The 22,543-nt window shown below is 64.1% G+C and carries 20 protein-coding genes; 11 read left to right on the top strand and 9 right to left on the bottom strand.

All coding sequences use genetic code 11. The features are described from left to right. The first annotated feature begins 75 nt into the window (after positions 1–75). The 10 genes from QM672_RS24055 (at position 76) to QM672_RS24010 (ending at position 11,226) form a co-directional block, all read left to right on the top strand. On the top strand, positions 76–759 hold the full coding sequence (locus QM672_RS24055) for a class II aldolase/adducin family protein (RefSeq protein ID WP_367624637.1): 684 nt from the start codon (positions 76–78) through the stop codon (positions 757–759). A 66-nt stretch (positions 760–825) separates the two neighbouring features. Beyond that, entirely contained in the window at positions 826–1,599 is a 774-nt protein-coding gene (locus tag QM672_RS24050; protein WP_367624636.1) for an SDR family NAD(P)-dependent oxidoreductase, read from the top strand. A 248-nt stretch (positions 1,600–1,847) separates the two neighbouring features. Further along, entirely contained in the window at positions 1,848–2,945 is a 1,098-nt protein-coding gene (locus tag QM672_RS24045; RefSeq protein ID WP_367624635.1) for a LacI family DNA-binding transcriptional regulator, read from the top strand. A gap of 85 nt (positions 2,946–3,030) precedes the next feature. Then, entirely contained in the window at positions 3,031–4,380 is a 1,350-nt protein-coding gene (locus QM672_RS24040; RefSeq protein ID WP_311936595.1) for an extracellular solute-binding protein, read from the top strand. A gap of 150 nt (positions 4,381–4,530) precedes the next feature. Beyond that, complete coding sequence (locus tag QM672_RS24035; RefSeq protein WP_415085641.1) at positions 4,531–5,463, top strand: carbohydrate ABC transporter permease; 933 nt, start codon at positions 4,531–4,533, stop codon at positions 5,461–5,463. Further along, positions 5,456–6,277, top strand: coding sequence for a carbohydrate ABC transporter permease (locus tag QM672_RS24030; protein WP_415085639.1), 822 nt, complete (start codon positions 5,456–5,458; stop codon positions 6,275–6,277). The genes QM672_RS24035 and QM672_RS24030 overlap by 8 nt, the downstream gene beginning before the upstream one ends. Before the next feature lie 129 nt (positions 6,278–6,406). Then, positions 6,407–7,177, top strand: a complete 771-nt coding sequence (locus tag QM672_RS24025; RefSeq protein WP_367624631.1) for an SDR family NAD(P)-dependent oxidoreductase — start codon at positions 6,407–6,409, stop codon at positions 7,175–7,177. 35 nt (positions 7,178–7,212) lie between these two features. Continuing rightward, positions 7,213–8,106, top strand: a complete 894-nt coding sequence (locus QM672_RS24020) for a sugar phosphate isomerase/epimerase family protein (protein WP_311936583.1) — start codon at positions 7,213–7,215, stop codon at positions 8,104–8,106. Positions 8,107–8,129: 23 nt separating this feature from the next. Next, positions 8,130–9,197 (top strand): sn-glycerol-3-phosphate ABC transporter ATP-binding protein UgpC, encoded by a 1,068-nt coding sequence (locus QM672_RS24015; RefSeq protein WP_311936580.1) that lies wholly within the window; start codon positions 8,130–8,132, stop codon positions 9,195–9,197. A gap of 232 nt (positions 9,198–9,429) precedes the next feature. Next, positions 9,430–11,226 (top strand): flavin-containing monooxygenase, encoded by a 1,797-nt coding sequence (locus QM672_RS24010; RefSeq protein ID WP_415085636.1) that lies wholly within the window; start codon positions 9,430–9,432, stop codon positions 11,224–11,226. 82 nt (positions 11,227–11,308) lie between these two features. Here the strand turns inward: QM672_RS24010 and QM672_RS24005 are convergent, their stop codons facing one another. The 9 genes from QM672_RS24005 to QM672_RS23965 form a co-directional block, all read right to left on the bottom strand. Continuing rightward, positions 11,309–12,100, bottom strand: coding sequence for a glucose 1-dehydrogenase (locus tag QM672_RS24005; protein ID WP_367624629.1), 792 nt, complete (start codon positions 12,098–12,100; stop codon positions 11,309–11,311). 11 nt (positions 12,101–12,111) lie between these two features. After that, positions 12,112–13,083, bottom strand: coding sequence for a sugar-binding transcriptional regulator (locus tag QM672_RS24000; RefSeq protein WP_311936572.1), 972 nt, complete (start codon positions 13,081–13,083; stop codon positions 12,112–12,114). A 140-nt stretch (positions 13,084–13,223) separates the two neighbouring features. Then, a complete protein-coding gene (locus tag QM672_RS23995) occupies positions 13,224–13,988 on the bottom strand; it encodes an SDR family oxidoreductase (protein ID WP_415085633.1) in 765 nt (254 codons plus the stop codon). Positions 13,989–14,002: 14 nt separating this feature from the next. Next, a complete protein-coding gene (locus QM672_RS23990) occupies positions 14,003–15,502 on the bottom strand; it encodes a sugar ABC transporter ATP-binding protein (RefSeq protein WP_367624627.1) in 1,500 nt (499 codons plus the stop codon). A 147-nt stretch (positions 15,503–15,649) separates the two neighbouring features. Then, positions 15,650–16,588, bottom strand: a complete 939-nt coding sequence (locus tag QM672_RS23985; protein WP_415085630.1) for a sugar ABC transporter substrate-binding protein — start codon at positions 16,586–16,588, stop codon at positions 15,650–15,652. Between the two features lie 78 nt (positions 16,589–16,666). Continuing rightward, entirely contained in the window at positions 16,667–17,647 is a 981-nt protein-coding gene (locus tag QM672_RS23980; RefSeq protein WP_415085628.1) for an ABC transporter permease, read from the bottom strand. Between the two features lie 66 nt (positions 17,648–17,713). Further along, a complete protein-coding gene (locus QM672_RS23975; protein WP_415085626.1) occupies positions 17,714–19,195 on the bottom strand; it encodes an FGGY-family carbohydrate kinase in 1,482 nt (493 codons plus the stop codon). Then, positions 19,195–20,169 (bottom strand): transketolase family protein, encoded by a 975-nt coding sequence (locus QM672_RS23970; RefSeq protein ID WP_311936554.1) that lies wholly within the window; start codon positions 20,167–20,169, stop codon positions 19,195–19,197. The genes QM672_RS23975 and QM672_RS23970 overlap by 1 nt, the downstream gene beginning before the upstream one ends. Further along, positions 20,166–21,080, bottom strand: coding sequence for a transketolase (locus QM672_RS23965; protein WP_367624624.1), 915 nt, complete (start codon positions 21,078–21,080; stop codon positions 20,166–20,168). Before QM672_RS23965 ends, QM672_RS23970 begins: the two co-directional genes overlap by 4 nt. A gap of 393 nt (positions 21,081–21,473) precedes the next feature. Between QM672_RS23965 and QM672_RS23960 the strand changes: the two genes are divergently transcribed. Then, complete coding sequence (locus tag QM672_RS23960) at positions 21,474–22,535, top strand: LacI family DNA-binding transcriptional regulator (protein WP_311936548.1); 1,062 nt, start codon at positions 21,474–21,476, stop codon at positions 22,533–22,535. Positions 22,536–22,543 lie beyond the last annotated feature (8 nt).

Below are 22,543 nucleotides of genomic sequence, written 5' to 3'. Positions count from 1 at the left end.
AAAATAAAATGTCCGAATAGTTGACTTTCTGACCGAATTTGCGATAGCTCGGGCCAACCCAGCGAGGTGCCCGGCATGCAAGACGATCTCCGATTGCGCGAATATATCTGTGAAATCGGGCGCCGCGCCTATGCGCGCGAGATGGGCGCCGCCAATGACGGCAACTTCTCGGTTCTGCTGGACGACGGCACCTTGCTGTGCACCCCGACCAGCGTGTCCAAGGGGTTCATGACGCCGGAGATGATCTGCCGGATCGACCGGCAGGGGGCACTCGTCGAGGACAAGGGCTTTCGTCCCTCGACCGAGATCAAGATGCATCTATGCGTCTATGATCATCGGCCCGATGTCCGGGCGGTCGTGCACGCCCATCCTCTCTATGCCACGGTTCACGCCATCTGCGGCAAGCCGATCACGCAGCAGATCATGCCCGAATCCACCATGTTCCTCGGCGAGGTGCCGCTGACGCCCTACGCGCTACCCTCGACGAGCGAATTGTCCGAGGCGATCGCGCCCTATCTCGACCGATATGATGCGCTGCTGCTGGAAAACCACGGCGCACTCTCCTACGGCCACGATCTCACCAGCGCCTATTTCAAGATGGAAGCGCTCGATTACTACGCCAAGGTCGTCTATCTCGCGGCCCATTATGGCGGCGCGAAGGAATTCAACGCCGAGCAGATCGAGAGGCTTCTCGATATCCGCCGCACCAAGTTCGCCCAGCCCGGTCGCCATCCTTTCCTCGACCGCGCCGCCGAATAGGGCCGGCCTCGACGGGCATTCCCACAAAATCTTGCATTCCCACAAAATCTGGAACGGGAGGACGCCATGTATGCACGCAAGTTCCGCCTCGACGGGAGGGTTGCCGTCGTCACCGGCGGTGGGCGCGGCATTGGCCTGAGTTGCGCCGAAGCCCTGTTGGAAAACGGCGCAAAAGTCGTCATTGCCGACATCGACCTGTCGATCGCCGCCGAGGGGCGGGCGGAACTGGCGCGCAAGGGCTACGAAGTCGATGTGCGCCAGGTCGACGTGACCAAGCCCGCCGAGGTCGAGGCCCTGGCGGAGGATGTCGTGAGGGACCATGGCCGGGTGGACATCCTGGTTGCCAATGCCGGCATTGCCCGTTCTGGAACGGCGGCCGAGGATGTGAGTGACGAGCATTGGCTGCATGTGAACGACGTCAACTACAACGGCGTCTTCTGGTGCAATCGTGCATTCGGCCGCCACATGCTCAAGGCCGGCCGGGGAGCCATCGTGAATATCGGCTCGATGTCCGGCCTGATTTCGAACCGCCCGCAAAAGCAGACCTACTACAATGCAGCCAAGGCTGCCGTGCACCAGATGACCTCGTCGCTGGCCGCCGAATGGGCCGATCGGGGCGTGCGGGTCAATGCGGTGGCGCCGACCTATATCGAGACCGCCATGACCATGTATCGCCACGACAATGACGGCATGATCGACGTCTGGCTGCGCGACACGCCGATGCATCGTCTCGGCAAGCCGGACGAGATCGCCTCGGTGGTGCATTTCCTGGCTTGCGATGCCTCCAGCCTGATGACGGGCACCACGGTGGTGGCGGACGGCGGCTTTACCTGCTGGTGATGGCGGCCGGCGGAAGGGCCCGCGGCCTTCACCGTCGACAGCCCTTTGCAACGATTTCCTTCGGTCCCGATGGCGTCTTGGCGGGACGCTGAGGCGTGGACGCTACCGCTCGCGGCCGTCTTCTCTCCTGTGATCGGGTCTCCGTACTAAAACGATTCAGTAAGGTGTTGACAAACACGATCAGCTGGTGAATCGTTTTATTAAATCGTTTAAGTAAGAATGACAGGGAACGGAAACGTTGGGCTGCCATGCGCAAACCTAAGCGTATTTCCATCAGGAATGTTGCAACGCGGGCCGGCGTTTCGCCGGCGACGGTGTCGAACGTCCTCAATGGCCGCCAGGGGGCGGCAACCCCGGAGGTCGCCGAGCGCGTGCAGGCCATTGCGCGTGAATTGGGCTACGAGGTCGACCGGGTTGCCTCGCAACTCAGAACGGGAAAGGCGCGCGTCGTCACCGTTCTGGTACCAAGTCTCGACAATCCCTATTTCAGCGCCGTCATCGCCAGCCTGGAACGTTGCGTCCAGGATGAGGGCTACGACATCATCGTGGCGAGCTCGAACGAGAATGAAGAGGTCGAGCGATCCCGCCTGTCGGCCCTGCTGTCCTGGCGTCCGTCGGGCGTCGTCATCATTCCGAACGATGATCGCTTCGCCACCCGCACGCTTCTCGACGATGTCGGCGTGCCCTATGTCGTCGTCGACCGCATAACCGAGGGTTTCGAGGGCGATACCATCGGCAGCGACAATTTTTCCGCCGGGCGACACGCCGCCGAGCACCTCCTGGAATATGGGCACAGCAATGCCCTGGTGGTCGCAACCACCACGCGTATCGCCAATATTCGCGAGCGCTGCGCCGGCATTGTGCAGGTCTTCGAGCAAGCGGGCCTGCCTGCTCCGCCCATTCTCGAAGTCGGCCAGACATTCGAGACCGTCGCCGAGGGCCTGCAACGCTGGTTCACGGCCAATGAGCGGCCCACCGCCGTCATCGCCCTCACCAATTTCGGGACCCTCGGTGTTCTTGCCGACATGGCCCAGCGCAATATCCGGATTCCCGAGGACATCTCGCTGGTCGGCTTCGACGACTATGCCTGGATGCGCGCGACGGCGCCGCCCATCACAGCCATGCGGCAGGACGTCGAGCAGATCGCCGCGCAGGCTTGGGCGACCATTCGCGCCAGGATCGACGATCCGGCTGCCGTGCCCCGGCATGTCCGCCTGCCTTGCGAACTCATCCTGAGAAACTCGACCAAGAGGATCGGCCTGCCGATCCGTCGCCTGCCTGCCGCCGAAGAGCCGGCCAAGGGCGGAACGCGACGAAAATCCGTGGCCAGGCAGCCCAGGGTCTAGCTCGCCAGCCCCTTCGCGATCTTGAAACGACGCGCCGTCACCGGCACCGGCGCGCCCATAAGAACGGCCGGAATGGAGGATCAATATGAAACGCCCCGCATTCAAGCAGATCATGGTCGGCACGGCGTCCGCGCTTGCCTGTCTCGTCGGTCTGGCCGCACACGCCCAGGACATCGATTGGAAAGGCAAGCTCGCCGACCAGGCGGGCAAGACGCTGAAACTGATCAGCATCAGCGACCCCTTCATCGAGGCGATCAAGGCCACCAAGGACGATTACACCAAGCTCACCGGTGCCAAGGTGGAGGTCGATGGCAATGGCTACGACGCCCTGCACGACAAGGAGCTGTTGAACTGCTCGCAGAACGACAGCAGCTATGACGTGCTGCTCATCGACGGCATCTGGATCGGCGAGTTCGTCGAGGCCGGCTGCATCGATGCCCTCGACGACCGCATCGCCAAGGAGGATCCCAAGGTGATCGCCTGGGACGACTACACCTCCTCGGGCGCCGGCCAGGCGAGCTGGGACAACAAGAAATACTGCCTGCCCGTCGCGATTTACTACGAGCTGATGTATTACCGCACGGACCTGTTCGACAAGGCGAAGATGCAGCCGCCCAAGACCTTCGACGAATTGCAGAAGGCTGCCAAGTTCTTCACCAACAATCCGGATTTTCCGGGCGTCTATGGCTATGCCATGAACAATCAGCGTGGCGCAGCAGCCGGCCAGCAATATTTCGAATGGATCTTCAATGCCGGCGGCTCACCCTGGAAGAGCAATGTCATCGGCGCGGCTGATCCCTATGCCGACATGACGCCGACCCTGAATTCGCCCGAGTCCCTCGATCTCGTGCAATTCTTCAAGGACATGGTGAAATTCGGCCCGCCCGGCGTCGAGAGCTACGCCTGGGACGAACGTGCCAGCGCCTTTGCCAGCGGCAAGCTCGCCATGATGAACGACTGGTCGGTGCGCGCCCAGATCGCCAACGATCCCAAGACCAGCCAGATCGCCGGCAAGTTCGGCAGCGTCCTGATGCCGTCCAAGGCAGGCAAGCCGGTTCCGCCGGTCGGCGGCTGGGTCATGTGCCTCAACGCCCATGGCACCCAGAAGGACGCGGCCTGGGATTTCATGAAATGGTATGCGAGCCCGGCCGAGCACAAGCGCTATGCCCTGGCGGGCGGCACGCCGAGCCGCCTGAGCGCCATCAACGATGCCGAGGTCCAGGCCAAGTTCCCCTGGACCAAGACCATCGCCGAGGCCCAGAAGACGGCCTGGACGGAGGTCCGCCCGCGCATTCCCGCCACCTTCCAGCTGATCGACACCATTGGCGTCAACGTCAACAAGGCGATCATCGGCGAGATGTCGGTGAAGGATGCCATGGACGATGCCAATGCCAAGGCCACGCAGCTCCTGAAGTCCTCGGGCGCCCTGAAGTAAGCCTATAGCGTTTTGCTCTAGTGGGCATAACCCGCTTCATGTCCTGATCGGACGACCCTCCTCCGGCATGGGGGAGGGGGATCGCCGAGATCCCTGGCGGTTTGCATCCGCCAGGGTCCGGCCGGCAGCCAACCAGAGAGGCGGACCTCCATGCAGCCCGCGGCCCTAGCATATTCCCAAGACCTGCCCCGGCGGCGGCTTGCCTTCCTGCGCAACGACCGCCTGCAGCAGACGGCCTTTATCCTGCCGACCTGTCTCTTCCTGCTGTTCCTGACCATCTATCCCTTCGTCTATTCGGTCTATCTCAGCCTGCATCAGGTCAAGCTCACCACGCTGCAGCGCGCCGTGTTCACCGGCTTCGACAATTATCTCTTTCTCCTGCATGACGGGCTGTTCCTGCGCGCCCTCCTCAACACGGCCATCCTGGGCGTCAGTTCGATCTCGCTGGAGATCGTCATCGGCTTCACCGCCGCGAAGGTGTTCTACGAGCTGTCGCATCTGCGCTGGGTCGGGGCGCTGCGCTCGCTCTATCTGATGCCGATGATGGTGACGCCGCTGATCGTCGGCATGATCTTCGCCTATCTGTTCAACCCGACATTGGGGGTGGTGAACTACGTCATCCAGCTCGTCGGGCTGACGCCCGTTTCCTGGTTCGGCGAGCCCGTCACGGCTATGGTCTCCATGGTGCTGATCAATGTGTGGCAGTGGTCGCCCTTCATGATGCTGCTGTGCCTGGCGGCCCTGACCTCGATCCGCACCGATCTCTATGAAGCCGCCCGCGTCGACGGCGCGCGCTGGCACCATATCCTCTGGTCGCTGGAGGTGCCCTCGATCCTCAACGTCGTGCTGCTCGGCGTCATCCTGCGCATCATCGATGTGCTGCGCTTCTTCGACGTCATCTATGTCACCACGCGCGGCGGCCCGGGCGATGCCACCATGGTGGTGACGCTCTATGCCTACCAGCAGGATTTCCAGTATTTCCAGATCGGCGTCGGCTCGGCCGCCGCCGTTCTCATCCTCGTCATCAGCATCGTCATCACCACCTTCGCGGTTCGCCTGCTGAGGAGCGTGGAAAATGCATAGCATTCGTGGCAAGGACATCGGGCTCGTCATTGCGGCTCTCGCCTTCACGGCCTTCGCCGTCGGGCCGTTGCTGTGGATCGGCCTGAGTTCGTTCAAGAACACCAGCGACATCATCGCCATTCCGCCGGTCTGGATCCCGGACTTCACCTATCTCGACAATTACGCGCATATCTTCAGCGACTACTGGCCCTTCATCCTGAATTCGGTCGTGGTCACGCTTGGCGCCACCGCGCTGGCGCTGCTGTTCGCCATTCCCACGGCTTTCGGCCTGGTGAACTTCCAGATGCGCGCCTCCAACGCGATCGCCGACTGGATCCTGTCGACCCGCATGATGCCGCCGATCGCAGCCGCCGTGCCGCTGTTCGTGATCTTCAGGGGGCTCGGCCTTCTCGACAGCGTGTGGGCGCTGATCATCGCCTATGCGGGTTTCAACCTGCCCTTCGCGGTCTGGGTCTCGATGTCCTTCCTGCGCCGGGTCCCGCGCGAGGTGATCGAGGCGGCGCGCCTGGAAGGCTGCAGCTGGACCCAGGTGCTCGCGCGGATCGCCCTGCCCATGAGCCTGAGCGGCGTGATGACGGTGGCGACCTTCGTCTTCATCTTCTGCTGGAACGAGTTCCTGCTCTCGCTGTTCCTGACCACCCGCTCGGCCCGCACGCTGCCGGTGGTGATCTCCTCCTTCATCGGCACGGGCAAGGTCTATTGGGACCTGATCGCCGCCGCCTCGATCATCCAATGCGTGCCACCGGTAATCTTCACCCTCTTCATGCAGCGCCACATCGTCTCGGGAATGACGATGGGCGCTGTCAAGGACTGACCTCAAAGCGTTTTCCAGAAAAGTTGATCGACTTTTCGATCAAGAAAACACGTTAAAACAAAGGGTTATAGCAAAATGACAATAAGGGGAATGTCATTTTGCTCTAGAACAAGACCACGGAGATCCCACATGTCTGAATTAGCCCAGCGCGGCCGGAACCGCGCAGCCGTCGTCACCGGCGCGAGCCGTGGCATCGGGCGCGCCATCGTCAAGCGTCTGGCGGCCGAGGGCTACCACGTCGTCGCCAACGACATCGAACGCCAGCACGAAGAAATGGAAAAGCTGCGGGCCGAGGTCGAGGCCAGCGGAGGGCGCTGCGACATCGCCTATGCCGATGTCAGCAATCCCGATGACGTCGCCTCGCTGGCGGAATACGCCCTTGCCCGCTGCGGCACCATCGATGTCCTGGTCAACAATGCGGGCGTCCTGTCCGTCCACAAGGTCGAGGACATCGAGCCGGACGAATGGGACCGCATGTATGACGTCAACACCAAGGGCACCTTCATGGTGACCAAGGCGTTGCTCGGCCATTTCCGGCAGCGCAAGGCAGGCCGCATCATCAACATCGCCTCCATTGGCGGCAAGCGCGGCGGCGTCGGCCAGGCCCATTACTGCTCGTCCAAGGCCGCCGTGATCAGCTTCACCCATATCCTGGCTATGGAGGTCGGCCTCGACGGCATCACCGTCAATGCGGTCTGCCCCGGCATCATCGACACCGACATGGGCCGCAACAATTATCGGGACGAGGAGTCGCTCAAGAAAGTCATCGAGAAGACCACGCTCGGCCGCCTGGGATATCCTGAGGATGTCGTCGGTTCTGTCGCTTTTTTCGCGTCCGATGATGCATCCTTCATCACCGGGCAGGCGCTCAACGTCTGCGGCGGCATCATCTTCCACTGAAACCATCAACCTCTGCTGAAAGAAAGACCAGCATCGTGAACAATAAACTGGGACTGCACGCCTTTGTCTGGACGCCCGGCTGGAGCCACGAGCAATGTGCTCGGGCCATCGGGAAGACGGCGGAACTGGGCTATGACATCATCGAGGCGCCGGCCCTGGATCCGAGCGTGTTCGACGTGGACTTCACGCGGCGCGAGCTCGAGAAGGCCAATGTCGGCATCACCTTCTCCCTCGGCCTCGATGCCACCACCGATATTTCGAACGGCGACCCGGAGATGGCCAAGCGCGGGGAACGGCGCCTTCTCGACATCGTCTCGATTGCCCGGGACCTCAAGGGCACGCATATCTGCGGGATCATCTATTCGGCGTTCCAGAAATATGCCGTGCCGCCCACCAAGGACGGCGTCGCCCGCGCGGTCGAGGTCCTGCAGCGGGTCGCCGAGCAGGCGGCCAAGAGCGACATCACCCTCGGGCTGGAGGTGGTCAACCGCTATGAGAGCAACGTTCTCAACACGGCGGCGCAGGCGGTCGAGATGTGCAAGCGGATCGGTGCGCCGAACGTCAAGGTCCATCTCGACTGCTATCACATGAACATCGAGGAAGCTGACGTCGCCGCCGCCATCGTCGAGACCGGACCGCTGCTCGGCTATTTCCATACCGGCGATTCAAACCGGGGCTATCTCGGCACCGGCTCGATCGATTTCAAGATGATCTTCCGCGCCCTCGCCAAAGCCAACTACCAGGGGCCGATCACCTTCGAATCCTTCTCCTCCCGGGTCGTCGGCCAACCTCTCGAAGGCATCCTCGGCATCTGGCGTGACCTGTGGGACGACGGGGATGACCTCGCCGCGCACGCCAAGATCTTCACGCAGGCTCACCTCAAGGCCGCCTACGAGACCGAAAAGCGCGGCCGCAGCGGCCTCGTCTAGATCTCAGCCATCAGGAGGTGACCATGGGAAGCATCCAGTTCGACCGTGTCAGCAAGAAATATGGGTCTCACCAGGTCATCTCCGATGTCAGCCTGGAAGTGAAGGACGGGGAGTTCGTGGTGTTCGTCGGCCCGTCGGGCTGCGGAAAGTCGTCGCTGCTCCGGCTGATCACCGGTCTGGAGCAACTGTCGGACGGCCGTGTCTTGATCGACGGCAAGGATGTCTCCCGGCTCGCGCCGGCGGATCGCCGCATCGCCATGGTCTTCCAGTCCTATGCGCTCTATCCGCATATGAGTGTGCGGGACAATATCGGCTTCGGCCTGAAGATCGCCGGCATGTCCAGGCAGGAAATAGCCGGCAAGGTGGCGGAAGCCTCGCGCATCCTGGCCCTGGAGGACTACCTGGACCGCAAGCCCCGCCAGCTTTCCGGCGGCCAGCGCCAGCGCGTGGCGATCGGGCGGGCCATCGTGCGCTCGCCCACCGCCTTCCTGTTCGACGAACCCCTGTCCAATCTCGATGCGGCCCTGCGCGTGCAGATGCGCATCGAGCTGATCCGGCTGCACCGGACCCTTCGCACCACGATGATCTACGTGACCCACGACCAGGTCGAGGCCATGACGATGGCCGATCGTATCGTGGTGCTGCGGGCGGGCAATGTCGAACAGTTCTCTACGCCGCTCGAACTCTACGACCATCCCGCCAATCTCTTCGTCGCGAGCTTCATCGGCTCGCCCAAGATGAACTTCCTGCCGGCGGCGCCGAGCGGCGACAGGGACCTGGAGCTTCCGGGTGGCTCGACAGTCGCCCTGCCGGATGGGTGGCACTCGCGACTGGACCAGAAGATGACGCTCGGCATCCGCCCGGAGCATGTTCTCTACTCGCCCGATGAGGGCCTGTGGGAAGGCACGGTGTCCCTGGAGGAGCAGTTGGGCAGCGATGCCCTGCTCTATGTCGAGGTTCCATCGCTCGGCACCATCACCGTGCGCGCCGTGGGCGAAAGACGCTTCAAGACCGGCGACAGGATCTTCCTGACGCCGGATGCGTCCCGCGTCCATCTCTTCGATGGCGGCGGAACGGCGATCGCCGCATGAGGGGTGCTTCCATCCCAGGTACTTCTGACTTCGAAATTACTTGACACATACTTTGCAATCACTTCCCCTTGATGCTGAAAGAACGAGGTGCAAGAAGAATCCATAGTATTACGTTTTGATATACGGTTGGTTGGCGAGGCAGATTGCCGGTGTGCGTCGTCAAGCCGCCGCTTTTTACGAGCGCCCGCATCACAATGAGGCGCGATTTGAAAAACCATAGGGATGAAATGTCATGAGTAGACCGGATGCAAAGGGCCAGCTTTCGAGGTGGCTGGATCGCTTTGCTCTCGCCGCGGCGGCTGCCGACAGATCTGCGCTCCTCGCTTTGTTCGCCGAGGATTGCTATTGGCGCGATCTGCTGGCGTTCACCTGGAACCTGCACACCGCCGAGGGCAGGGAAGGCGTCGGTGACCTGATTGACGCGACCTTCGCACGCACCCGGCCCAGCGCCTTTACCGTGCAGGACGAGGCGTCGGAAACCGATGGCATCACCGAAGGGTTTTTTACGTTCGAAACCACAGAGGCACGCTGTCGCGGCTATGTCCGCCTCAAGGGCGATCTTTGCTGGACGCTGCTGACTTCGATGGAGGAGTTGAAGGGCTTCGAGGAAAAGAAGGGGCGCCGGCGGGTCATGGGGGCCCAGCATGGCGTTCACCGCGATCGCCAGACCTGGTTGGAGCGACGGCAGGAAGAGGAGGCTTCCCTCGGCTCCGAGACCCAGCCCTATTGCCTGATCGTCGGGGCGGGGCAGGGCGGCCTGGCGCTCGGAGCCCGGCTGAAGCGCCTCGGCGTGCCGACGCTCATCGTTGAGGCCCATGCGCGGCCGGGCGATTCATGGCGCAAGCGCTACAAGTCGCTCTGCCTGCATGATCCGGTCTGGTACGACCACATGCCCTATCTGCCTTTCCCCGACGACTGGCCGGTCTATACACCCAAGGACAAGATGGCCGACTGGCTCGAGGCCTATGCCAAGGTGATGGAGCTCGATGTCTGGAGTTCCTCACCCTGTCGCAAGGCGTCCTTCGATGCCGAGCGAGGGCAATGGAGCGTGGAGGTCCTGCGCGAGGGCAGGCCGGTTACGCTCGCGCCCAGGCATCTCATTCTAGCGACCGGCATGTCCGGCATTCCCAATGAGCCCACTTTTCCCGGCATGGATCTCTTCGCAGGCGAGCAATGCCATTCCAGCCGCTACAAAAGCAGCGAAGCCTATAGCGGCAAGAAATGCGTCGTCATCGGCTCGAACAATTCCGCCCACGACATCTGCGCGGATCTGTGGGAGAAGGGCGCCGATGTCACCATGGTGCAGCGTACCTCGACGCATGTCGCCACCTCGGACGCGCTCTTCCGGTTCGGCACCAGCCGGCTCTATTCGGAGGACGCCCTCGAGCGGGGCATTGATACCGACAAGGCCGATCTGCTCAACGCCTCGGTGCCCTACAGGCTCATGCCGGAAATCCTAAAGCCCGTGACCGCCTCCATCAAGGCTGCGGATGCCGATCTCCTGGAGAGGCTCGAAAAGGCAGGCTTCCTGCTCGACTTCGGCGACGACGAATCCGGCCTGTTTCTCAAATATATGCGGCGCGGTTCGGGCTACTACATCGATGTCGGTGCTTCCGACCTGATCGCGAACGGGGATATCAAGCTGAAAAGCGGCGTCGGGGTCCGCGAAATCACCCGGAACGGCGTGGTGCTCAGCGATGGCACCGAACTGCCGGCCGATCTCATCGTCTACGCCACCGGCTATGGTTCGATGAACGGCTGGGCCGCCAGGTTGATTTCGCAGGAGGTGGCGGATCGGGTGGGCAAGGTCTGGGGGCTCGGCTCCGATACCACCAAGGATCCCGGCCCTTGGGAGGGCGAGCCACGCAACATGTGGAAGCCCACCCGGCAGGATGGGCTCTGGTTCCATGGCGGGAACCTGCACCAGTCCCGCCATTACTCCCAATATCTCGCCTTGCAGCTGAAGGCGCGCCTGGAGGGAATACCCACGCCGGTGTTCGGCATCCCGCCGGTTCATCACCTGGCCTGACGAGGGGAAAGGTCGTCCGACGGTCGATCGTCGCGGCCTGCGCCCGGTGGTCGGTATCGATCACCGGGGGTGGATGGCTGCTTCACGACATGATCAGCCCGCCATCGACATTGATGGTCTGGCCGGTGATGTAGGCGGCGTCGTCGCTGGCCAGGAACGCGACCAGGCCGGCGACGTCCTCGCCATTGCCGGCACGGGCCATCGGGATGTTGCGAACCCATTCGGCCATCAACTCGCCGGGCTTGTAGTTGCCCAGCAGCTTGCCCCAGGCCGTGTCGTTATAGGCCCACATGTCCGTTTCGATGATGCCGGGGCAGAAGGCGTTGACGGTGATGCCTTCCTTCGCGACTTCCTTGGCCAGGCTCTGCGTAACGCCGACGACGCCGAATTTCGAGGCGGCATAATGCGGCGTGAAGATGAAGCCCTGCCGCGCCTGTCCCGAGGCGGTGTTGATCAAGCGGCCTCCCTGGCCATGCTTGCGGATACGCCGGATCGCTTCCTGGCAGCACAGGAAGACGCCCTTGGTGTTGACGTCCATGACCTTGTCCCACTCCGCCTCGGTCATGTCCTCGATCCGTGCGATGGTGATGACGCCGGCATTCTGGACCGATATATCCACTTTGCCGAATTGCTGCTCGGCGATATCGTAAAGTGCCGTCACGCTGGCCCTATCCGTGACGTCGGCGACGAAGGCCGCCGCCTTGCCGCCTTGCGCCTTGATCTCGGCAGCCACCTCCTCGACGCGCGCCTCGTTGGCGCTCACGACGACCGCCGCGCCTTCCCGGGCAAAACGTCGTGCAATGGCGGCGCCGATGCCTCGACTGGCGCCGGTGATCACGACGGTCTTTCCGGTGAAGCGGGAGGGGGCGGTCATGGCTCTTCCTTTCAGGTCTTTCGGGGGGGATCGCCGCTGAGTAACTGCTCGGCGGTGAAGTGATCGGTAATGAGGACGTCGATGTAGCCGCCGAGCATGGCGGCCCGAATGGCCGGCACCTTGCGGCTGCCGCCGGCGACGGCGACCACCCGCTTGGCGGCCTTGATCTCTTCGAGGGGTATCGAGATGACCCTGTCGTTGAGGGGGGTGATCACCGGCCGGCCTTCCGCATCGAAGAAGCGCAGGCCCATGTCGCCGACGGCGCCATGGGCGGCCAGTTCGTCCAGCTCCTCGCGCGTGAAGGCATTGCCTGAATTGACCAGCATGTAGGACGGCGTCATCGAGCCGATGCCGACCAGCATCAAGGTGATCTCGCGAAAGCAGCGCACCGTCTCCTCGACGAACGGGTCGGCCATCAGGACGTTCCTGCTCTCCGGCGAGCCGGCGACGCCCGGAGCAGGCAGGAATTGCGGTTTGGCATTGGTGAGCTGGGCGAGGCGCGTGACGATGTGCTGGGCATGGGACTGCATGGTGGGATTGCCCATGCCGCCGAAGATCTGCACCACCTTCTGCGCCTGGACGCGCTTGATCGGCGTGATCGCATCGACGGTGCGCATCAGCGACAGGCTCCATGAGGAAACCCCGATCACCTCGTCATCCGCAATCGTCGATTCGAGGAAATGGGCGGCGGCATCGCCGATGGCGGCCAGAACGGTTTCGTCCCGTTCGCTGAGCGCCTCGGCAACGATGGCCTCCTCGATGCCGAAACGCTCGCGCAGGCCGGCCTCCAACTCCGCGAAGACCCCCGGCGGCGGCGTGATCGAGATGCGGACGATGTTCTCGTCCAGGGCCTTCTTCAGCAGGCGCGAAACCCGGGCCTGCGGGATGTGCAGGCGCTCGGAGATATCGGACTGCTTGATGGCATCAAGGTAATACATCTGCGCAACGCGTGTGATGAGGCGGAGTTCGTCGGCCCTGGACATGGCTTCAGTCGTTATCCGGCGAGAGAGCTATTTTCGCGGGCAAGCTGCCGCACGAGGCGAACCCGCATTCTCGACCGGATCGTCGAAGGGCGACAAGCACGGATCTCACTCTTGCACCGTGACGTTGCCCTGTGCGGCATTCACCAGCACTCGAAGCCGCCATCGACCAGCAGATCGACACCCGTCACGAAGGACGAAGCGCGCGAAGCAAGGAAAACGGCCGGTCCGACCATTTCGTCGACGGTTGCCATGCGGCCCATCGGGGTCTCGGCTTCGAAGCGCTTCACCTGTTCGGCGACCTCAGCGCGCAGATTCATGGGCGTCGAGGTGTAGCCCGGGCTGATCGCATTGACACGGATGCCGCGATCGACCCACTCCATCGCCAGACTCTTGGTCAGATGGACGACACCGGCCTTGGAGGTGTTGTAGTGGATCTGCTGGATGCCCCGATTGACGATCGAGCCGGACATCGAGGCGATGTTCACGATGGTGCCTCTCCCCCGCGGCAGCATGACGCGAGCCTCGGCCTGGCACGACAGGAAGATGCCGGTCAGGTTGATGTCCAGCATGCGCTGCCATTGCTCGAGCGGCATGTCCTCGGCCGGCGCCGCATTGGCGATTCCAGCGGCATTGACGGCGATGGTCAGCGGACCCACCGCCTCCTCGGCCTCCCGGATGCCGTGGGCAAGATCCTCCGCCTGGGCGACGCTGCCCGCCAGGGCGACGACCTTGCGGCCGAGCTTTTCGATGGCGCTCACAGTCTGGCCGATGGTCGCCGAGCCCGGCAGGTCGAAGCAGGCGACGTCGGCGCCCGCCTCCGCAAGGCCGATGGCGATCCGTTGGCCGATGCCGCTGCCGGCACCCGTCACGAAGGCGGCCTGGCCATCCAGTCTGAAGATTTCCATGTTCGCTCCTGGCGTCAGAGTGTGGCGCGTTCCATCACGGAGACGCGATTGGCTTGATTGCGATCGAGAATGCCGCGATTGAGGCCGCGGCTGAGCACCATCACGCGATTGGACAGGCCCAGGACCTCGTCCAGGTCCGAGGAGACCACGATGACGGCGAGCCCCTGCTGGGCGAGGTCTGCGATCACCTCGTAGATCTGGGCGCGGGCGCCGACGTCGATGCCGCGGGTCGGCTCGTCGAGGATGACCACCTTGGGACGGCGCGAGATGCACTTGGCCAGGACGACCTTCTGCTGGTTGCCCCCTGAAAGATGGCCGACGGGCTGACTGGCGCTGCCTTTCACGCCGAAACGCTTGATGTTCTGGTTGGCGTAGCTGCGCACGGCGCCCGGCGTCACGAAGCCGGAGGGGGCGATCCGCGGATAATTGCCCAGGGCGATATTGTCGCCGATCGTATGCTCCAGGATGAGGCCCTGGTCCTTGCGGTCCTCCGGCACCAGCACGATGCCGGCCGTCAGGCTGTCGGCCGGGCTTCGCGGGGAAAGCGGCCGGCCGTCGATGGTGATCGAGCCGGCGGCAATGGGATCGGCGCCCGCGATGGCGCGCACCAGCTCGGTACGGCCGGCACCCACGATGCCGGCGATGCCGAAGACCTCGCCGGCACGCACGTTGAAACTGATGTCGCGAAAGGATTTGTCGGGTGCGCTCAGACCTTCGATGCGCAGGACCTCCCGGTCGCCCGGCGTGGTCATGGCAGGAAACATGCGTTCGACCGAGCGGCCGACCATGGCCTCGACCAAGGTCTTTACCGGCACCTGCGCCGTCGCATAGGTGCCGACCAGCCGCCCATCCCGAAGCACGACGACGCGATCGGCGATGCGGGCGATCTCGTCCAGGCGATGGCTGATATAGACGAACCCCATGCCCTCCTGCTTCAGGCGCTCGATCTGTTCGAAGAGGTGATCGGTTTCCTCGCCGCCCAGGGCGGCGGTCGGCTCGTCGAGGATCAGGAGCTTGGCGTCGAGGGTGAGCGCCTTGGCGATCTCGACCTGCTGCTGGGCAGCGACGCGCAGATGGCGCACCAGGGTGGAAGTGGGCACGTCGAGACCCAGGCGATGGAGCTGCTCGGCGGCGCGCCTTGCCATATAGGCGCGATCGACCCGGCCTGATTTCGTAGGCTGGCGGCCGACGAAGACGTTCTCCGCGATGGTGAGATCGGGCAGGAGCCGCATCTCCTGGTGGATCAGGCCGATGCCGCGGGCGAGTGCATCGGCGGGGCTGGCCGGCGCATAGGGTTCGCCGTTCCAGGTCATCGTGCCGGCGGTCGGCTGGATCAGCCCGGCGATGATGGAGGAGATGGTCGATTTGCCGGCCCCGTTCTCGCCGAGCAGCGCGACGACTTCGCCGGGCCGGACATCGATGTCGACGCCTTCGAGCACCGTCACCGGCCCATAGCGCTTGGAGGCGCCACGCACCGACAGGCCGGCGGTGAATGGTTCTGGGGATTCATTCATGACGGGCCTCCTGGAGAGGGCGCCCCGGCCGCCGTGGCCGGGGATCCGATGAAGAGCGGGCGTGCTCGCGAGGAGCGTTCGCAAGGGGCGTTCGCAAGGGGTGTTCGAGTGTCTGCGGCGCGGGACGCGCCGCAGACGGGTCGGGCCTCAAGGGTGCTCGGCGATGTACTGATCCACATTGTCCTTGGTGGTCAGCGCCGCGTCCTGCAACTGCTCGGCCGGCACCTTCTTGCCGGCGACGAGGTCGAGCGCCGATTGCAAAGCGAGCTTGCCCATGAACTGGGTGCGCTGCGTCATGGTCGCGTCGAGTGTACCGTCCTTGACGGCCTTGAGGCCGGCAAGGTCGCCGTCGAAGCCGAAGACCCAGACCTTGTGATCGGAACCGGCGGCCTTGACTGCCTGCGCGGCGCCGAGGGCGAGAGCATCGGCCCGCCCGAAGAAGATGCTGACGGTGGGATCACGCTGCAGCATGTTCTGGGCAATGTTGAAGCCCTCGTCCTTCATCCACATCTTGGAGGCTTCGCGGCCGACTTCCTTGATGCCGGGGCAATTGGCCATGGCTTCCTTGAAGCCCTTGTCGCGGTCCTGCTCCGGCGTGGTGCCGATCTGGCCCTGGATGATAGCGAGTTCCCCCTTGCCGCCGGTGACCTTGCAGACATAGTCGCCGAGCGTCTTGGCCGCGGCTACCGAGTTGGTGGCGATGAAGGTATCGCCCGGGGCGTCGGCCGGGTTGCGGTCGACGGCGATGACCGGAATGCCGGCAGCCTTGGCGGCCTTGACCGGAACGCTGGCGGCTGCCGCGCCGGCGGGAATGTAGATGAGGGCCTGGACCTTCTGCGTGATCAGGTCCTGGATCTGGCTGACCTGGGTGGCGCCATCGCCCTTGGCATCGACGGTGACGACCTCCGCTCCCATCGCCGCGGCGTTCTTCTCGACGGACTGCTTGATCTGGTTGAAGAAATCGGCCTGAAGATTGGCGACGGCAAGGCCGACCTTGACCTTGTCGGCGGCCCAGGCGCCGGAGACGGCGAGGGGCGAGACGGCAAAGGCGAGCGTCAGGCCGAGAGCGCGGATGGTTCTGCTCATGGGTGGTTTCCTCGGTTGGAGTCTTTGTTGCAGGCGTAGTTGGAGATATCGGGGAGGGCAGCGCCCGCCCCGATCGGGTTACCGGCGTCGCCGGATGAGGGTGTCGAAGGCCACGGCGGCCGCGATCATGATCCCGATGATCACGTCCTTGTCGTAGGTCTGCGCGCCGATCTGGCTCAGGCCCGAATTCAGCACGCCGATGATCAGGATGCCGATGAGCGTGCCGCCGATGCTGCCGACGCCGCCGGAGAGGGACGCCCCGCCGATCACCACGGCCGCGATGGCGGTGAGCTCATAGCCAAGCCCGTCATAGGGCTGGGAGGTCTGCAGCCGGGCGGCATTGGCCATGCCGGCGATGGCCGAAAGGGCGCCTGCGACGGCGTAGACGACGACGATCTGCAGTTTCACCGAAATGCCGGCCAGGCGCGCGACTTCCGGATTGCCGCCGATCGCATAGAGATTGCGCCCGGCCGGGCGGTATTTCAGGAAGGCCCAGGTCAGCACGACGAGCAGGAGAAAGAAGGCCGTGGTGGCCGTGATCAGCCCGAAATGGCGGTAGGTATTGAGCGTGTTGAAGGCGTCGGGCCAGCCGGAGACGACGTTTCCGTCCGTATACTTGTTGGCGAGGCCGCGGGCGACCGTCATCATGGCGAGCGTCGCGATGAAGGGCGGCAGGCGCGCCTGTGTGATCAAGAGGCCCGAGACCAGCCCGCAGGCAGCCCCGGCGAGGATGCCGAGGAGCAAGGCCGGCACGAAAGGCAGCCCGACGGTGGAGAACAGCCAGCCCGTGGTCATGGCCGAGAAGGCCAGGACGGAGCCGACCGACAGGTCGATCCCGCCGGTGATGATCACCAGCGTCATGCCGATGGCGAGGATGCCGTAGACCGTGACCTGGTCGAAAATGATGATGGCATTCTGTACCGTGAAGAAGTGTGGCGCCCGGATCGAGAAGAAGGCGATCAGCACGAGGAGGCCGATCAAGGGCCCCCAGACCCCTCCGGTCAGGTCGATCTTGAAGCGGGGTCTCGCTCGATCGGAATTCTCTGCTTGGGCTGACATGGTCCCTCCTTCCCGCTTTGGTTCTTCCGCCCTCGTCGTGGCTCTTGTCGTGGTGGTGATGCCGGTCTAGGCGCCTGGCCGGAAGCGCGAACGCGCGACGGCATCGAGCCAGCGCCGGCGCTCGGCCTGGCGCTCGGCTGGCCGCATCGATGGTTCGAAGACATCCCGCGGACGTTCCAGCCCTGCCAGTCTCCCGGAATTCCAAAGCCCGGCCTTGAGACCCGCCAGATGGGCGACACCCAGTGCCGAGAGCTCGGCCGTATGCCCTCGCAGGATGGGTCGGCCGATCATGTCGGCCTCCATCTGCATGAGCTGGTCGTTGCAGGTGGGGCCGCCATCGACATGCAGCCGGCGCACGGGCGAGCCGCTGCGCTCGAGGGCCTCGACCACATCGGCGATCTGGTGTGCGATGCTGTCGATTGCCGCCCGTGCGATACAGTTCCTGTCGGTGCCGAGCGTGACCCCCGTCAACAGGCCGACGGCTTCGGCGTCCCACCATGGCGCGCCGAGGCCGGTGAATCCGGGTACCAGGGTAACGCCGCCGGCCGATGCCGTCTTCGCCAGCCTTGCCAATTCGTCCGTATCGACGCCCAGAATGCCGGCCACCCATCGCAGGGTGGAACCTGCCGCGCGGATATTGCCTTCGGCCGCCAGAGCGAGATGCTCGGGCCCGATCCCGTCGATGGCCCAGGCGATGGTGAGGCAGAGGCCCGGGTCGAGCGCGGTGCCATTGGGGATCAGGCCCATCACGGACGAGCCGGTGCCCTGCGTGGCCTTGACTTCGCCGGGCTGGATCGCGCCATGCGCGAACAGCGCCGAATGGGAATCGGCCATCACGGCCAATAGGGGAATACCGTCCGGCAGGGGCGCGAGACCGCGAAGGCTTGGAAAGGGGCCACTTGAGGCGGTAAGGCGCGGCAGTGCTTCGGCTGGCACGCCGAACAGCTCCAGAAGGCCTTCATCCCAGCGCCCCTTGGCGACGTCGAGCAATTGCGTGCGGGAGGCATTGCCCGCCTCGATGAGATGATCGTCGGACAGGCGGCCCAGCAGCCAGCTATCGATGGTGCCGACGCGGATGTCGCCGGTGCGGGTCTTGGTGCGATCGGGATCGACCTGGTCGAGCAGCCAGCGCAGCTTGAGGGCGGAGAACATCGGGTCGAGCGGCAGGCCACTGACGCGGCGCACCAAGGAGAGCGCATCGGGCGTGCCGATCGCCTGCGCGAGAGAGGCGGTTCGCTGATCCTGCCAGGACAGCACGGGCGAGAGCGGAGCGCCCGTCTTGCGGTGCCATAGCAGGCAGGATTCCCTCTGCGTGCTGATCCCGGCAGCAATGACGGCTCGGGCCTGCTCGGGTGTGACGCAGGCCGCGACGGCTGTCCGGATGCTGTCCCAGATCTCCCCGGCATCCTGCTCGACCCAGCCGGGCTGTGGATGGTTCTCGCGCAGCGGTGCCTGTCCGCGCGCGACCACGGCGCCGGCGCTGTCGACCAGCAGGCACTTGGTCGAGCTCGTGCCCTGATCGATGGCGAGGACGAGCGGGCCGGTCATCAATGTGCTCCCTTGCCCAGGAGAGCGAGCGCCGCTTCGACGATGCCCTTGGCGTTCAGGCCGAAATGGTCGAGCAGGAACTGGGTGTCGCCCGTCGGTGCAAAGCCGGGCACGCCGAGAATGCGCATCGGCACGGGATGGTGCTGGGCAACCGTCTCCGCGATGGCACCGCCGAGACCCCCGACATTGATTGCTTCTTCCGCCGTGACGATGCGGCCGGTTTCGCGCGCTGCCTTCAGGATGGTTTCCTCATCCAGCGGCTTGAGGGTCGAGACGTTGAGGACACGGGCGGAGACGCCCTGTGTCGCGAGCAGGTCCGCCGCCTCCAGCGCCCGCGATACCATGGTGCCGATGGCAGCCAGCGTGACGTCGCCGCCCTCGCGCAGCGTGCCGATCCTGCCCGGCTGGAAATCGTCGCCCGGCCCGTTCACGGCAGGGATCTTGAAGCGTCCGACACGCATGAACACGGGCTTGCCCGCATTGGCTGCCCAGCGGACGGCCTGGCGGGTCTCCTGGGGGTCGGCCGGAGCCATCACCGTGAGCTCGGAAATCGCCCGCATCCAGGCGAAATCCTCGATGGAATGATGGGTCGGGCCCAATTCGCCATAGGCCATGCCGGGCGACATGCCGCACAGCACTACCGGATATTGCGAATAGGCGCAGTCCGCCTTGATCTGTTCGGTCGCCCGGCCCGTGAGGAAGGGAGCGGCAGCGCAGACGAAGGGGATCAGGCCGGCATTGGCAAGGCCGGCGCCGACGCCGACCATGTTCTGCTCGGCGATGCCGACATTGATCAGGCGGTCCGGGAATTCCTTCTGGAAGGCACCGAGATTGCTCGACCCGACGCTGTCGTTGCAGACCGCTACGATGCGGCTGTCCGTCCGGGCGAGGGCGGTCAGTTCCTCGGCAAAGGCCACCCGGCAGTCGAACGTCTCGGGGGCGCCGGCGGGGCGGGGGGCTTCGGGGGCGCTCATAGCGACAATTCCTTCAATGCGATCTCGACCTGCTCGGCGCTCGGCACCTTGTGATGCCACTCCACGCGGTCTTCCATGAAGGAGACGCCGCGGCCCTTATAGGTCTTGGCGATGACGGCCCGGGGCCGGTCCGTGCCGCGGGCGGCAAGCACGTCGAGCAAGGCCGCGGTGTCATGGCCGTCGACGTCGATGGCTTCCCATCCGAAGGCTCGGAACTTGTCGGCAAGCGGTTCGAGCGTGTTGGTGGCCTCCGTGCCCGCGCCCTGCTGGAAGCGGTTGCGGTCGACGATGGCGGTGAGGTTGGACAGCTTGCGATGACCGGCAGCCATGGCTGCCTCCCAGTTCGAGCCTTCCTGCAGCTCACCGTCACCGAGCACCACGAAGGTACGCCAATCCTGACCGGCGATCTTCGCGCCGACGGCCGCGCCGACTCCGATCGGGAGGCCATGGCCCAGCGGACCCGTATTGGCCTCGACGCCCGGGATCTTGCGGCGATTGGGATGGCCGTTGAGGGCCGCAAGGGGCCTCATGAAGGTGTCGACGGCGGCGGGATCAAAGAAGCCGCGCAGCGAAAGAACGCTGTAGAAGGCGGCGGCGCAATGCCCCTTGGAGAGGATGAAACGATCCCGGTCCGGCTTGGTCGGGGCAGAGGGATCGACGTTGAGCACGCCGAAATAGAGCGTGGTGAGGATGTCGGTCACCGAGAGGTCGCCGCCGACATGGCCAAGGCCTGCCTGTGCGATGGTCCTGACGATCTTGATCCGCACCTGGCGGGCAATTTCCGCCAGGGCCACGGGATCGGCCGTCTTCTCGAAGCTCGGATGGGCAACGGCTGCCAGCGGCACCGGAAACGAGGCAGGGCCGGACGCGGCGGCATCAACGAGATTCAAAGCGTGAGGGGGCGCCGTCATCAGTCCTCCATGTCGATATGAATATTTATTCATATGTGATATTAAATTCATTCTGAGACTAGATATCGACCTTGTCAAGCGTTGTGAACGCCGACAGTTCGCAGAAGGGAGACCAGGCCGTGGAGGAAGGGGCAGCAACTGGTCTTGGAATGTCGTCGAGCGTCCTGAACGACGCCGGCTAGGGGAGGTCCTGTTGTCTGCGGCGAACCGGCCAATCGGCGGAGGAGAAAAGGGCTCTCCAGCCATTTCAATCATCCGACGAATAATCCTTGTCGGAAGCCTTGATCTCCTGTAAAAGTGAGAAAACCTTTTCTCACACAAAAGCAGCGCCTTTTGCTCAAGGTGATGCTTAGATCGAGAAAGAGAAAACCTTTTCTCAATCGGGGAGCTTCGATGACGAAGGGAGGCGAGGGGGCGTCGGAGCCAGTCACGTTGCGCGACGTTGCCGCTGCCGCCGGCGTCAGCCTCGCCACCGCGTCCAAGGCGCTCAACGACCAGGGGCGGATGACGATCGAAACCCGCAAGCGGGTGCGTGAGGTTGCCGCACTCCTGGGATTTCGCCCCAATGCCCTGGCGCAGAGCCTGCTCCGCCGCCGCAGCTTCACGGTGGGGTTGCTGACCAACGATACCTATGGCCGCTTTTCGCTTCCGCTGATGGCCGGAATTACAGAGGCCCTCGTCGACAAGGGGGTCTCGGTCTTCCTGTGCAATGTCGAGGACGATCCGCGCCTGGCGCAGCTCCACGTCAATGCCATGCTCGACAAGCGCGTCGATGGCATCATCGCCACCGGCAAACGGATCGACCGCCGGCTCCCGGTCGACCTCTCGAATCTCGGCATACCGGCGGTCTACGCCTTCACCGAACCCGATCCGGGCGCGGCGGCGTTCGTCTCCGACGACGAAGCCGGAGCCCGACTGGCGACCGAACACTTTCTGGGTCTCGGCAGACGCCGGATCGCCCATGTTACCGGTCCGGCGAGTTTCTCCGTCGTGCATCTTCGCGCCAAGGCCTGCCACGACGTGCTGGCCCAGGCCGGATTGCCGCCCTTACCGGCCCTGATGGGGGCCTGGTCCGAGGCGTGGGGGCATGAAGCGGTGGGGCAGCTCTTTGCGGGGCGAGGTACCAAGCCCGATGCGATCTTCTGCGGCAACGACATGATTGCGCGGGGGGTGATCGATGCCCTGCGCGAGCGCGGCCTCAGCGTTCCGGGAGATGTGGGGGTCATCGGTTTCGACAATTGGGAGATCATCGCCTCCCAGAGCCGGCCGCCGCTGACCTCCATCGACATGAATCTCGCCGCACTCGGGCGGCAGGCCGGGCTGGCGCTGCTGGCCCAGGTCGATGGCCGGCCAGTCGAGCCGGGCGTCAGGAAATTGCCTTGCCGGCTTGTGGTGCGGGAGTCCTGCGGCGGCCCGCTCCATGACAATGAGACCCCATCAACAAGGGGTGGCTAAGTCGATGA

It is taken from the genome of Labrys sp. (in: a-proteobacteria), assembly GCF_047605565.1.
Classification (GTDB): Bacteria; Pseudomonadota; Alphaproteobacteria; order Rhizobiales; family Labraceae; genus Labrys; species Labrys neptuniae.
Note: the sequence above shows the minus strand (reverse complement) of the source record. Positions and strands in the feature narration are given on the sequence as shown.